Source organism: Streptomyces sp. NPDC055013 (genome assembly GCF_053608645.1).
Map to the genome: position 1 here is coordinate 133,036 of NZ_JBSGVW010000015.1, position 11,914 is coordinate 144,949.

The 11,914-nt window shown below is 69.8% G+C and carries 15 protein-coding genes; 6 read left to right on the plus strand and 9 right to left on the minus strand.

Going from position 1 to position 11,914, the window contains the following annotated elements; translation table 11 throughout:
• Nucleotides 1-27: 27 nt before the first annotated feature.
• Nucleotides 28-1,296, plus strand: coding sequence for an ROK family protein (locus tag ACWGDB_RS20865; protein WP_453823753.1), 1,269 nt, complete (start codon nt 28-30; stop codon nt 1,294-1,296).
• Nucleotides 1,293-1,826 (plus strand): chloramphenicol phosphotransferase CPT, encoded by a 534-nt coding sequence (cpt, locus tag ACWGDB_RS20870; RefSeq protein WP_453823754.1) that lies wholly within the window; start codon nt 1,293-1,295, stop codon nt 1,824-1,826. The genes ACWGDB_RS20865 and cpt overlap by 4 nt, the downstream gene beginning before the upstream one ends.
• Nucleotides 1,827-1,841: 15 nt before the next feature.
• Here cpt and ACWGDB_RS20875 read toward each other — a convergent pair whose 3' ends face one another.
• The 3 genes from ACWGDB_RS20875 to ACWGDB_RS20885 form a co-directional block, all read right to left on the minus strand.
• Nucleotides 1,842-2,522: a hypothetical protein gene (locus ACWGDB_RS20875; protein WP_453823755.1), complete on the minus strand. Its 681-nt coding sequence runs from the start codon at nt 2,520-2,522 to the stop codon at nt 1,842-1,844.
• Nucleotides 2,523-2,617: 95 nt separating this feature from the next.
• Nucleotides 2,618-3,010 carry a VOC family protein gene (locus ACWGDB_RS20880; protein ID WP_453823756.1) on the minus strand — a complete coding sequence of 131 codons (393 nt, stop codon included), beginning with the start codon at nt 3,008-3,010 and terminating at the stop codon, nt 2,618-2,620.
• Nucleotides 3,007-3,309, minus strand: coding sequence for an ArsR/SmtB family transcription factor (locus ACWGDB_RS20885; protein WP_453823757.1), 303 nt, complete (start codon nt 3,307-3,309; stop codon nt 3,007-3,009). Before ACWGDB_RS20885 ends, ACWGDB_RS20880 begins: the two co-directional genes overlap by 4 nt.
• A 213-nt stretch (nt 3,310-3,522) precedes the next feature.
• Between ACWGDB_RS20885 and ACWGDB_RS20890 the strand changes: the two genes are divergently transcribed.
• Nucleotides 3,523-3,963 (plus strand): ATP-binding protein, encoded by a 441-nt coding sequence (locus ACWGDB_RS20890; protein ID WP_453823758.1) that lies wholly within the window; start codon nt 3,523-3,525, stop codon nt 3,961-3,963.
• Nucleotides 3,964-4,001: 38 nt separating this feature from the next.
• Here the strand turns inward: ACWGDB_RS20890 and ACWGDB_RS20895 are convergent, their stop codons facing one another.
• The 4 genes from ACWGDB_RS20895 to ACWGDB_RS20910 form a co-directional block, all read right to left on the minus strand.
• Nucleotides 4,002-4,433, minus strand: a complete 432-nt coding sequence (locus ACWGDB_RS20895) for an ATP-binding protein (protein WP_453823759.1) — start codon at nt 4,431-4,433, stop codon at nt 4,002-4,004.
• Nucleotides 4,434-4,589: 156 nt separating this feature from the next.
• The gene (locus ACWGDB_RS20900; RefSeq protein ID WP_453823760.1) at nt 4,590-4,961 is read right to left on the minus strand and encodes a PRC-barrel domain containing protein; all 372 of its coding nucleotides are present in this window, start codon (nt 4,959-4,961) and stop codon (nt 4,590-4,592) included.
• Nucleotides 4,962-5,010: 49 nt separating this feature from the next.
• A complete protein-coding gene (locus tag ACWGDB_RS20905; protein WP_453823761.1) occupies nt 5,011-5,304 on the minus strand; it encodes a DUF5133 domain-containing protein in 294 nt (97 codons plus the stop codon).
• Nucleotides 5,305-5,466: 162 nt separating this feature from the next.
• Nucleotides 5,467-6,300 (minus strand): SigB/SigF/SigG family RNA polymerase sigma factor, encoded by an 834-nt coding sequence (locus ACWGDB_RS20910; protein ID WP_453823762.1) that lies wholly within the window; start codon nt 6,298-6,300, stop codon nt 5,467-5,469.
• Between the two features lie 389 nt (nt 6,301-6,689).
• On the opposite strand from ACWGDB_RS20910, the gene ACWGDB_RS20915 reads away from it, so the two are divergent.
• Nucleotides 6,690-7,565, plus strand: coding sequence for an RNA polymerase sigma factor SigF (locus tag ACWGDB_RS20915; protein ID WP_453823763.1), 876 nt, complete (start codon nt 6,690-6,692; stop codon nt 7,563-7,565).
• Between the two features lie 958 nt (nt 7,566-8,523).
• Here the strand turns inward: ACWGDB_RS20915 and ACWGDB_RS20920 are convergent.
• Complete coding sequence (locus ACWGDB_RS20920; protein ID WP_453823764.1) at nt 8,524-8,994, minus strand: ATP-binding protein; 471 nt, start codon at nt 8,992-8,994, stop codon at nt 8,524-8,526.
• 394 nt (nt 8,995-9,388) lie between these two features.
• Between ACWGDB_RS20920 and ACWGDB_RS20925 the strand changes: the two genes are divergently transcribed.
• Nucleotides 9,389-9,787: an STAS domain-containing protein gene (locus ACWGDB_RS20925; RefSeq protein WP_453823765.1), complete on the plus strand. Its 399-nt coding sequence runs from the start codon at nt 9,389-9,391 to the stop codon at nt 9,785-9,787.
• 251 nt (nt 9,788-10,038) lie between these two features.
• On the opposite strand, the gene ACWGDB_RS20930 is transcribed toward ACWGDB_RS20925, so the two are convergent.
• Nucleotides 10,039-10,518 carry a MarR family winged helix-turn-helix transcriptional regulator gene (locus ACWGDB_RS20930; protein WP_383605856.1) on the minus strand — a complete coding sequence of 160 codons (480 nt, stop codon included), beginning with the start codon at nt 10,516-10,518 and terminating at the stop codon, nt 10,039-10,041.
• A gap of 155 nt (nt 10,519-10,673) precedes the next feature.
• Here ACWGDB_RS20930 and ACWGDB_RS20935 point away from each other — a divergent pair, with 155 nt between their 5' ends.
• The gene (locus tag ACWGDB_RS20935; RefSeq protein WP_453823766.1) at nt 10,674-11,852 is read left to right on the plus strand and encodes a PP2C family protein-serine/threonine phosphatase; all 1,179 of its coding nucleotides are present in this window, start codon (nt 10,674-10,676) and stop codon (nt 11,850-11,852) included.
• Nucleotides 11,853-11,914 lie beyond the last annotated feature (62 nt).

Sequence of the window (11,914 nt, forward strand, 5' to 3'; positions counted from 1 at the left end):
GTTCGGGCGGCGTCGGAAGGGACCCACATGGCAGGGCGGAACGGGCGGACAGTGCGTGACCTGCGACGGGGCAATCGCACCGTCGTACTGCAACAGTTGTATTTCGACGGGCCGTTGAGCCGCTTCGAACTGGCCCCGGCCACCGGACTGAGTGGCGGTTCCATCAGCAATGTGGTCGCGGAGCTCATGGCCGACGGCCTCGTCGAGGAGGCCGGAACCGTCGAGTCCGACGGCGGCCGCCCCCGCACCCTGCTGCGCGTGGCCCCCGTCGGCGGCCACATGATCGGCGTCGACGTCGGAGAGACCCGCGTACGCGTCGAGCTCTTCGACCTCACCCTCACCGAACTCGCCCGCACCCAACGGCCGCTGGAGCGTCAGGGCTACGACGTCGAGGTCATCGTCGGCCACATCCGCGACGGCATCACCGAGGTCCTCGCCGAGACGGACATCGCCCCCGAACAACTCCTCGGCGTGGGTATCGGAGTCCCCGGCATCGTCGCCCGCACCCCTGAACAGGGCGCCGTGGTCCACGGCCAGACGATCGGCTGGGAAGCCGTACCGCTCGAATCCCTGCTTCGCTCGACGTGCGAACTCCCCGATACCGTCCCGTACTTCATCGACAACGGAGCCCGGACCCTCGGCCACGCCGAGATGTGGTTCGGCGCCGGCCGCGGCGCCCGCAGCGCGGTGGTCGTCCTCTTCGGCTCCGGCGTCGGCGCCTGCCTCGTCACGCAGGAGGTGGCGCAGGCCCGTTCCGTCGAGTGGGGGCATCTGACCGTACGGGTCCGGGGGCGCCGCTGCCGTTGCGGTGCCCTGGGCTGCCTGGACGCCTACGCGGGCGCGGAGGCGCTCCTCGACCGCTGGCGCGAGGAGGGCGGCCACCTACCGGAGGGCACCGACGAGGAGACCGCACTGACGGCGATGCTCGCCGCGGCCCACCCCACCGGCGGCGCCGACGCCGACCCGGCGGCCCTCGCCGTCCTCGACGAGGCCGCCGAGTACCTGGGCGCCGGCCTGTCCGACCTGATCAACCTCTTCCAGCCCGAACGCATCCTCATCGGCGGCTGGGCGGCACTCCAGCTCGGCCCCCGCATCCTGCCCGCCGTACGCCGCTACGCATCCGCCTACGCCCTGCGCCATCCGGCCGAGCGCGTGTCCATCGACCTCGGTGGTCTCGGCCCGGACGCGGTCACGGTCGGCGCGGCGATTCTGCCGCTCGCCGAGTTCTTCGCCGGGGGCGGGCAGCGGGAAATTGCGTGGGGGCAGGGTGGGAAGCGCCCTAGTGTGGCGCGGTGACTACACAGGTGATCGTGCTGAACGGCGGTTCCAGCTCGGGAAAGTCCGGGATCGTACGGTGTCTCCAAGCCGTACTGCCGGATCCGTGGCTGGCGTTCGGGGTCGACTCGTTCGTCGCCGCCCTGCCCGCGAGGATGCAGGGGGCGGATGAGGGGATCATGTTCGCGCCGGATGGCGGGGTGAGCGTCGGGGCGGACTTCCGGGCGTTGGACGCCGCCTGGATCGAGGGGGTCGCCGCCATGGCCCGCGCGGGTGCCAGGGTCGTCGTCGACGACGTCTTCCTCGGCGGGGCGGCATCCCAGCAACGGTGGCAGAAGGCTTTGAGCGGCCTCGCCGTGCTGTGGGTCGGCGTCAGGTGTGACAGCGCGGTCGCCGCGGGCCGTGAGGTCGCTCGCGGAGACCGGGTCCAGGGGATGGCCGTCCTGCAGGCGGACGTGGTGCACGAAGGGGTCGGCTATGACCTGGAGGTGGACACGACGCACACCGAGTCCCTGGTGTGCGCGCGGACCATTGCAGCGCGGGTCGGCTGACGGAGGCTGTTTCCGTCACTGAGCCGACCGATGTTCCGGCCCGTGCCAGTGGGTCGGCGCGACCTGGTCGGGCAGCATCGGACTCCTACGGTCACCGACGATCTCCAGCATGTTCGTGGTGGCCGTCGCGTACAGCGGATGAACATGCTCGTACAGCTCTCCCGCGCAGTGATCTGCACGCGCAGCAGCCAGCGGGTGACGCGGAGGTCGGCGGTGAGGGGCGCCAGGTCGAGGGAGTGGATGGGTCCGGTGCTGGACAGGGGCGGCGCGCTGGCCCAACGCCCCGTGCAGCGGTTCGGGCTGGGGCCCCGCGACGGCCCAGTCGACCTGCTCCCGGGCCTGGCCGGGATCCAACGCCAGAGCGGCGTCGTGAACGGCGAGCATCCGGTCCAGCTCCGGCGGGGTCGCCGCGTCCGGTATGCCCTCATGGATGAGCGCGAAGAGCCGTACGGCGGCCCAGGCCGCCTGCTGGGCGTCCTCCGGGTCGGAACTCTCCCGCTGCCGGTACCAGAAGAACCAGGCCAGTACCTCCGCCGTCGCCGACTCCACCTCCGGCCCGTCGAGTGGGCGGAGCACCGCGTGGGCATCGTCGAGGGCCTGCGGGCCGAGCACGGCAGCTGCCCCTGCGCCGCCCTCGTAGGCGTCGATCCGTCGCCGCAGCCCGGCGATGAGCTCGGCTGGACTCCGGTCCTGCATGCCCGTCCGCCCCCCAACTGTGACGCCGCGTCAGTCAGAAGCCAACAGCCGGAGTTGCACGACGCGTTGGGACGTGTTTCTGCCAGGCCGACTGCCTACTGCGGCTCCGTGGCGATCTGGATCAGGTTGCCGCAGGTGTCGTCGAGGACCGCGGTGGTGACGGGGCCCATGACCACGGGCTCCTGGGTGAAGCGGACGCCGAGGCTGCTCAGCCGGTCGTACTCCGCGTGGACGTCGTCCACGGCGAACTGGGCGAGGGGAATGCCGTCCTGGACGAGGGCGTCGCGATACGTCTTCACGGCCGGGTGGCCGGCGGGCTCCAGGAGAAGCTCGGTGCCGCCGGGCTCGTCGGGTGAGACGACGGTCAGCCAGCGGTCCTTCTCGCCCACCGGGACGTCGTGCTTCTTCACGAAGCCCAGCACCTCGGTGTAGAAGTGCTCGGCCTTGGCCTGGTCGTCGACGAAAACGCTGGTCAGGTGGATCTTCATGGGGTGCTCTCCTCGGGTCCGGATGGGTCGGGCACGAGCCATCGCTCGGTGATCTGCCGCAGGGGGGTCGTGTTCAGGTCGTGGAACTTGTAGCGGCCCTCCCGCCTGGTCTCGACGAGCCCGGCGGCCTCCAGCACGGCCAGGTGCTGGGAGACCCCCTGACGCGAGATGCCGAGCTGATGCTTCATGCTCAGCCGCGCGCAGATCTCGAACAGTGTCTGCCCGGACTTCTCCGTGAGCTCGTCGAGAATCGTGCGGCGAGTGGGGTCGGCCAGGGCTTTGAAAAGGTCGTCGGCCACCACCCCAGCATAGGCAAGTCACTGCTTGCCTATCAAGTCGGGATGCGCCGCGTTCGGAGCCGGCGCAGCAGGCCCTGTGGCCTCCCTCTTCCGCGATGTCCCGTCGGCTCCTACCGTTCCGTACGCGTAGGCGCGCTCAGCCTGGGAACCAGCAGCGGTGAGTACCTGCACGACAAGTCATGCGGCCAACGACAGCGGGCCGAAGAAGGTGTGATGTCGACCGAATCGCGTGGGGGCGGGAAAAAACCGTCGTCCGAAGAGATCAAGGACTGGGAGGTCAGGCTTGACGGGGGATTTGGTGATGTGACGAGAGCCCGCCTCAGCGCGGAGAAGTTCCTGACCTCGCTCGCGCGGTCGGCCCCGCCGGCGACGCCCGAGTATCGGGACGACATCCTGCTGGTCGTCAGCGAGCTGGCGGCCAATGCGATCCAGTACGCGCCCGGGCCGCTGCGGCTGGTGATGCGCAGGACGTTCGACGGTGTGCATGTGACGTTCAGTGACACCAGCACCACGCCACCGGAGCCGCGTCCGTTCCACCCCGGCAACGGCACCGGCGGCGGTATCGGCTGGTACCTGATCCACACGCTGTGCGACCAGGTGAGCGTGGTGGTGCGGGACGACGGCAAGGACGTGCACGCGTTCCTGCCCTGGTGAGGCGCCCGCGTCGGCGGGCGCACTCCCACCTCGGCCCCTCACGTCAGGGGCACCAGCACGCTGACCGTCTTGCCGCCTGCCCGGCGGCGCTCGATGCTGATCTCGCGGGTCAGGCGGATGATCAGCGGCCACCCGTATCCGCTGCCCTCGTGCACGAGCGGCAGCGTGCCGGGCCCGTAGGCCGCGGAGGGCACTGCGTCGCTGTAGTCGTGCACGCTGAGGCTCACGGCATCGGGCAGCAGCGCCACCTCGAACCCCGCGAGGCCGCCGCCGTGCCGGATCGCGTTGGTGACCAGTTCCGACACCACCAGCAGGAGATCCGTGACGGTCCGCTCACTCGCCGGGTCGGACGCCGCGCGCCATCCCTCCGTCACGACCGACCGCACATAGCTCCGCGCCGCCGCCGCGCTGGTGATCGGGACCGGCCTGGCAGGCGCGGTCCCGACGTCCCCGGCCGGACGGCGTTCCATCGGCTTCACGGCTGCTCGTCCGCTGCCTGCGGAATGCTCGTCACTCCCTGAGCATCACAGGCGCGCACCAAGAAGACTGCGGCTCCCGTCACTTCACCATTCCTCGCACGTCGTAGTCTCCGCTCCCTCGTCGTCCGACCGTGTCCTTCGGCTCTGCTACCCGGGCTCGCCCGAATCATGGCGCAAAGTCGCGTAGTACGCACCGACAGCGGACAGGTACTCGGGATCGAGCGTCTCGCGGTCCGTGCTGAAGCGGGGAGCCGCCTTGGCCTCCTCGCGGGTGCACCCCACGGTGACCAGGCGGGCCGCGACGTCGATGCCGGTGATCATCCCCGCGGGGATCAGCAGACTCCTGCCGAAGACCCATATGCCCGTGTCGACGATCAGGTGCCGCAGGGGAGTGTCGTCGGCCTGGCGGTCCACATGGCCGACGACACCGTCCGTCGCCTCGACCTTGAACCCTGTGAGCGTCAGCCCCGCCTGGTGACCGCTCCCGGGACGGTACGACCAGATTCTGTCGATGCTCACATCACTTCCCTCTCCGTTGCCGCTCCGGGCCGTGTCCCACTGGTGCATCTCAGCCGACCACCGCCGGCCCCTGCGCCCTCGAAGGCTCGTCCAGGCCCGCCGTGATCACACGTCGCTTCACCTGCGCCGCGACGGGGTCGTCCGAGGCGGCGAGCATGCGGCGGGCCATCTCCAGGGCCTGTCCCACCTCGCGGGTGCCGGTCGACACGCACAGCGTGTAGGCCAGGTCCTGCGCGCGCAGGTCACGCCGACCGGTGCCGGCCTCGAGGTCGCTGTCGTGGGCCACGAGCGCCTCGTACTCCTCGACGAGTCTGCGCAGCATCGCCGGATGGGGCATCAGCATGGGTATCCGCTCCTGGATGAAGTGATCGTGGTGCCCGCCGCCGAGCGGGGCGGTCGGGCCTGCATGGAAAGTAGTGGGCAATGGGAGGCCCCGGGAGTGGGGCCGACTGTTGCGCCGCACGCACGCACGCATGCATGCGGTGCGGTTGCCGCCGCCGTGGCGTCAGGACAGGTTCCCCCGGTCGAGCGCCTCTTCCCGCACCTGTGCGCAGCACCGGCTGATGAGGCGGGAGACATGCATCTGGGAGATCCCCAGCTGCTCGGCGATACGGCCCTGCGTCATGTCCTCGAAGAACCGCATGTACAGGATGGCGCGCTCGCGCTCGGGAAGCCGCCGCAGCCCCTCCTTCACCGCCTCCCGGTCTACGACGACGTCGTACGCCTCCTCGTTGCTGCCGATCGTGTCGGCGAGGCTGAAGCCGTCGTCGCTGGAGGACATCTCGGCGTCGAGGGACAGGGTGCTGAAGCTGTCCAAAGCCTCCAGCCCTGCCTTGACCTCTTCCTCGGTCATTCCCGCGTGGGCGGCGATCTCGGCGACCGAGGGGGTGGAGCCGCCCGAGGTCGTGACGAGGTCGCGGCGCGCGATCCGTACCTTGTTGCGCAGCTCCTGGACGCGACGCGGAACCCTGAGGGCCCACATCCGGTCGCGGAAGTGGCGCTTGATCTCGCCTGTGATGGTGGGCACCGCGTAGCTCTCGAAGGCTCCTCGTCCCGGTTCGAACCGGTCTATCGCCTTGACCAGCCCGAGGGCCGCGACCTGGCGCAGATCCTCCAGCGATTCACCGCGGTTGCGGAAGCGGCCGGCGATGCGGTGGGCCATGGGCAGCCAGGCCCGGGCCAGTTCGTCGCGTACGGCGTCACGCTCGGGCCCTTCGGGCAGAGCGGCCAGCCGGGTGAAGCGGGCCGCGGTGTCGGGGGCGTCGTCGTGGACGCGTCCCCCCGACACGCGGGGACGGGTAGAGATGTCGGAACCATGTGCGGACGTTTCAACCAGCATGAGGAACAGCTCCTGAACGACGTTCTCAGGGAATCTCCGTGGGAAACGGTGCACAGGGCACTAAGGCCCTGGAGCGGTCATACCTGTCGCACCGTGGCGCCTCTGGTCCGAAGCACGAAAATCCGCATGCCCCGCAACTCCCCACGCAAACGAGCGGACGTAGAAGGGCCGTCCGATACCGACGGCGCCCTGCACGCCGTCGGGCGACGGAGCGCAGGGCGCCGCGTTGATACGTCCGCGGAGGAGGTGGCCGGATCGACCGTTCTCAAGGGCGAGTTCGCGCCGGAACTCACCTTCGTGCCGCGATCTGTTCGACAGAAGAGGAGTGAGACGCGCGAACTCGGGCACGCGGGGAAACGACAACAGGATCCGGCGATCGGGAGGGCAGCATGGCAGCCGTGACGGTGGCGCAGGCAACGGCCACGGCACAGGAGACGGTGACGACGCAGGGGGCGGCGCTGCCGCTGATCGAGGATCCGACGAGGGTGAGCCCTCAGGACGCACGTCAGTTGTCGCGTCAGTTCTTCGACCGACTGGTCATGCTGGAAGAGGGCACGCACCAATACCAGTACGTACGTAACACGCTGATCGAGATGAACCTCTCGCTCGTGCGGTACGCGGCTTCGCGGTTCCGCACGCGTGGGGACTCGTTGGAGGACGTGGTCCAGGTCGGGACCATCGGCCTGATCAAGGCCATCGACCGCTTCGAGGTCGCTCGGGAGGTCGAGTTCACGACGTTCGCCGTCCCGTACATCGTCGGCGAGATCAAGCGGTTCTTCCGGGACACGAGCTGGGCGGTGCATGTGCCGCGCCGGTTGCAGGAGGCGCGTGCGGAGCTGGCGAAGGCGACTGAGGAACTCGGTTCCCGGCTGGGCCGCATGCCGACCACCCGCGAACTCTCGGAGCTGATGTCCCTCTCCGAGGAAGAGGTGATCGAGGCCCGCAAGGCCTCCAACTGCTACCAGTCCGCCTCCCTGGACGCGGCCGTCACCTCCGACTCCGAGAACGGCGAGTCCGTTCTGGCCGACCTGCTCGGCGAGGAGGATCCCTCGCTGGAACTCGTCGAGGACTTCCACTCGTTGGCACCCCTGATCGCCGGGCTGGACGAGCGGGAGCGCCGGATCATCCATCTGCGCTTCGTCGAGGAGCTCACCCAGGCGCAGATCGCCGAACAGATCGGCGTCTCCCAGATGCACGTCTCCCGCCTCATCAGCCGCATCATCAAGCAACTGCGCGCGGGGCTGCTGGAGCCTGGGGTCGCCTGACCTGAGCACCGTGTTGCTTCGAGGCCGCCGGCCGACACCCACCGGGGCGTCGGCCGGTTCGCCTGATGGCATCAGCAAACGTGGACCGCGGCCAAGCGGCCTGTCGGCCCTCGGCCTGTCGGCCCTCGGCCTGTCGGCCCTCGGCCTGTCGGCCCTCGGCCTGTCGGCCCTCGGCCTGTCGGCCCTCGGCCTGTCGGCCCTCGGGCCCCGGTCTCTTCACGCTGGACGCTGGCCCACCGGTCTGTCCTGTTGGTCCGCAGGCTTCATCGCGCTGACTCACGGGTCCGTTCCGCCGGCCCACCGAGCTGTCCGCGTCGGCGCTCGGCCAATCCCTGTCGCTAGCGGCAGCCTCTCCGGGGCGGCCCATCATCGGGGCCCAGATCCGATCAGGTGGGTAGCGGACCTGCCCGCGTCGGACCGCTCGGTGGCCGACCCGCCGGTGTCGGGCCATGTTGTCTGCTCCCGCCCGTGCTGGCCCACCGGCCCATCCGTGTCGGCCACTGACCCCTACCGCCGGCCCGCCGGGCCATGACGCTGGCCACTGACTCTGTCCCGCTGGCCCTCCGGCCTCTCTCGCCGCCCTACCGAGCCCATCCAGCTGGCCCCGGCCCTGTCCCGTTGGCATGCCAGCCTCTTTGCGCCAGCCCACCGGTCAGTTCCGTCGGGCCCACGGCACCCCCTCGCACTGACCCACCGGTCTATCCCGTCGGCCCACCACGCCCCATCGCACTGACCCACAGGTCCGTCTCGTCGGGCCCACCGGCCCCATCGCGCTGACCACCGGTCTGTCCCGTCTGTCTGCACACAGGCCGGCCCGCGACGCCCTCGGCCAGCCCAATCGGTAGCCGCAGCATCCCCACCGGGCCCCCGACCAGCCCCGTCGGCGCGCCGCAGCGACCCCGCCTCGGCCCACCACCCACGCCCCGCCCGATCAAGCCGGCAGGCCGCGCCAGCCCCGTCAGACCCTGTCGACCCGCTCCCGGCAGCCCGTCGGCAGGGGCAGCACCGCGGTGACGCGCTTGCCGCCCGTGGGGAGGTCGGAGACGAGCACCGTGCGGGACAGCGTGCAGACGATCGGCCAGCCGCGGCCTCCGCAGCGGTGGCGGCCGTGGCGGTCGACCGGGTCGAGGGCGACCGGTCGGCGGCGTTCGCGGTCGCTGACGGACAGATACAGGTTCTCGCCGACGACCTCGACGTCGAAGCCGGTGACGCCGCCACCATGCAGCATCGCGTTGGTCGTCAGCTCCGACGCGACCAGCAGCGCGTCCGAGAGGGTGTCCGGCTCGCAGGCGGCGCCGCGGGCGTGCGACTGTTCGGACAGGACCCGCCGAACAGCGCCGCGCGCCTCCGCCGGACTCCGCGGCCCCCGTCGCACACGGCCCGCGCTCGCTGAACTCTTGGTGACACCGGTCCGGTACTGCTCACTCATCCTTACGCTCCCTGACAGAGGCGAGGAGGCCCGAGTTCCCTTCTCTCCTCCACACCGTGTGATGTCTCTCCCATCGCGTGACCCGTCGACCGCCCGCCAAACCGACCGCCCAGCCCTTGCACGCAAAAGCAGTCAGTAGTGGCACCCGGAAGCGTGACGGTGTACCGCTCGCTCGCAGGTGCACTGTGTGCTGGGGAGATTCCGGGGTAGGCGGCCGAACGCATCGACGGACGGTCAACACGCATGCAGCACAGGAGCGTCGTGCCCGAAACCGCCTGCGACGGGCCCGTGAGAGGCGTGGTGGGCCGGTTGCCGGGAATTCTTCGCTCCACGAGGCATTGAATCCGTCCGTCGGGGCACCCGTCGCGATCGCCAACGCCTGTGGGAGGTACTTGTGTCCATTGCCCAGAATCCCTTGTCGATCAAGGTGGAAGTGCCCCGGGAGGATGCCGTGCTGCTCACGGTCGAGGGCGACCTGGACATGGATACAGCGACCGAGTTGCAGCACCATCTCGCCAACCAGCTGCACCATGGCCGACGTAACTTCCTCCTCGACATCGCCGGCGTCCCCTTCATGGACTCGTCCGGCATGAACATCGTGTTGCGGGCGTACCAGGAGGTACGGGAGATCCCCGGGGGTGTGTATGTGATCTCCCCTACGCCCGCCGTCCGGCGGATCATGGATCTCACCGGTGTCAGCATCACCGTCCCGATCGTGGGGAGCGTCGAGGAGGCGCTCGCCACCGCGGACTCGGGGCCCAATCCCGAGCCTCCGGCCGCGACGGCGGAGTGATGACCGCTTCGGAGTCATGACTGCTTCGGACTGAAGACCGCTGCCCGAAGAGGCAGTTCATCGATCGCAAACCGCACCCGCATGCCCAACAGTTGCCGTTTGACAACTATGGTCATGAGGCAACAGAGTGAGCGAGTCAAGCGTGGGAGGGGGTGTGGAACGTGCCGGTCATCAATGACGACGGCCCGCCTTGCCGGGCTGCGGCGCGTACCCAGCCCTGTCCCGGCGCCGCACCGGGGCGTCGGCGGGATTCAGGCGCTTCTGGCGTCGGAGGCTTCGTCGCCTTCGTGGATCTCCGCGGACGCCGCGGCGCAGAACGCCTCCAGGCCCTCCAGCAGTGCGGTCCGCTTGGTGGCGGGCATCTGCTCCAGCACGGACTGCAGCGCGGCCTCGCGTCGCGCGCGCAGCTCGGTCAGAAAGGTCCGTCCGCGACGGCTCAGGTGCAGCCGCAGCTCGCGGCGGCTGGAGGCGCTGGGTGCCCGCTCGACGAAGCCGACCGCCTGCAACCGGTCGCACAGCCGGCTGGTCGACGGCGGCGTGGAGCCGAGGGCCTCGGCGAGCATGCGCAGGTTGATGCCGTCGCTGTGCTCCAGGATGAACAGCACGCGAATCTGGGAGGCGGACACCGGCGCGGTCGAGGCCCGGCCCCACAAGACCTCCAGCAACTCGGCGGCCTCCGAGGTCACACGCGCCACCTCGTCCGGCCGCGGTTGCGAGTAGGAGGAAGTCACGCTGCCACTCTTTCAGGCTTCACGGGCACTGTCAGCCCACCGGTTCGGACAATACGTGCAGAACACTAGATACGGACAAGAAGGACCGACGGGCGGCGTCCGCGGCAGCGCGGTTCCAGCGCCGTCACTGTGACAAGAATGGCGTATCCAACATCGTGAACAGATTCGTGGCAGCCGAGCGGGCACTTCGCTCCGCGGCCCCGCACCAACTGGTGGACGCGGTCCGCGAAGTACTGTGCAACGACTACGCGGCGAAGACCGTCCAGCTCTACATGGCCGACTACGGCCTCGCCACGTTCCAGCCCGTCCACACGGCTCCGAGCCCGCCCGAGTCCGTGCCCGCGTACGGCACGCCCGCCGGACGGGCCTTCGGGTCCCAGCAACCCTTCATCGAGAAGCTGGGTGACGGCGAGGTGCGCCTGCACCTGCCGGTGACCGTGCGGGGCGACCGGCTGGGCGTCCTTGCCGTTACGATGCCCTCCGCAGCCCAGGCCGAGGAGTGCCTGGACGAACTGGCCGAGGTGGCGAAGGTGCTGGGGCACGAAGTGATCGTCGCCGACCGGGACACCGATCTGTACATCCGGGCGCGCCGCACCGACCGGCTCACCCTGGCGGCGGAGATGCAGTGGCAACTCCTGCCGGGCCGCTCCTGCACCCGCCCCGAGTACGCGGTCGGCGCCCAACTGGAACCCGCCTACGCGATCTTCGGCGACAACTTCGACTGGTCCGCGGACGCCGACCGCCTGATGCTCTACATCACCAACGGCATGGGCGAGGGCATCGAGGCATCCCTCCTGACCAACCTGGGCATCAACGCGCTGCGCAACGCACGGCGGGCGGGCCTGTCCATCGCGGACCAGGCCGCACTCGCCGACCAGGCCGTCTACGCCCAGTACCGGGGAGATGCCCACCTGTCCGTGCTGCTGCTCGACCTCGACCTGCACACCGGCCGGCTGCAGGTCATCGACGCCGGCTCGCCGCAGATGCTGCGCCTGCGCGGCCGTACCGTCACCGCCGTCGAGTTCGATGAGCAGCTGCCCCTCGGCATGTTCGAGGAGACGGACTACGCCGCCCAGCAGGTCGTCGAGATCGAGCCCGGGGACCGACTCGTCTTCGTCAGCGACGGGGTGTACGCCGTCGCGGCACCCGGTGGTGGTGAGCAGTACGGGGAGCGTGCGCTCGCCCGGGCCATCGTGTCCACCAGCCTGTTGCCCGCGGCCGAGGTTCCCCGTGCCGTGCTGAGGGAACTGGCCGGTCACCGCGGCACACCCGTGCCCGACGACGATGCGCTCGTGGTCTGCCTGGACTGGTTCGGGCCTCGGCAGGCATCGTGACCGTACAGTCCGGCGCTCCCCGTGAGATCGGGGCGGCGCACACCATATGAGGAGGGAAGTAC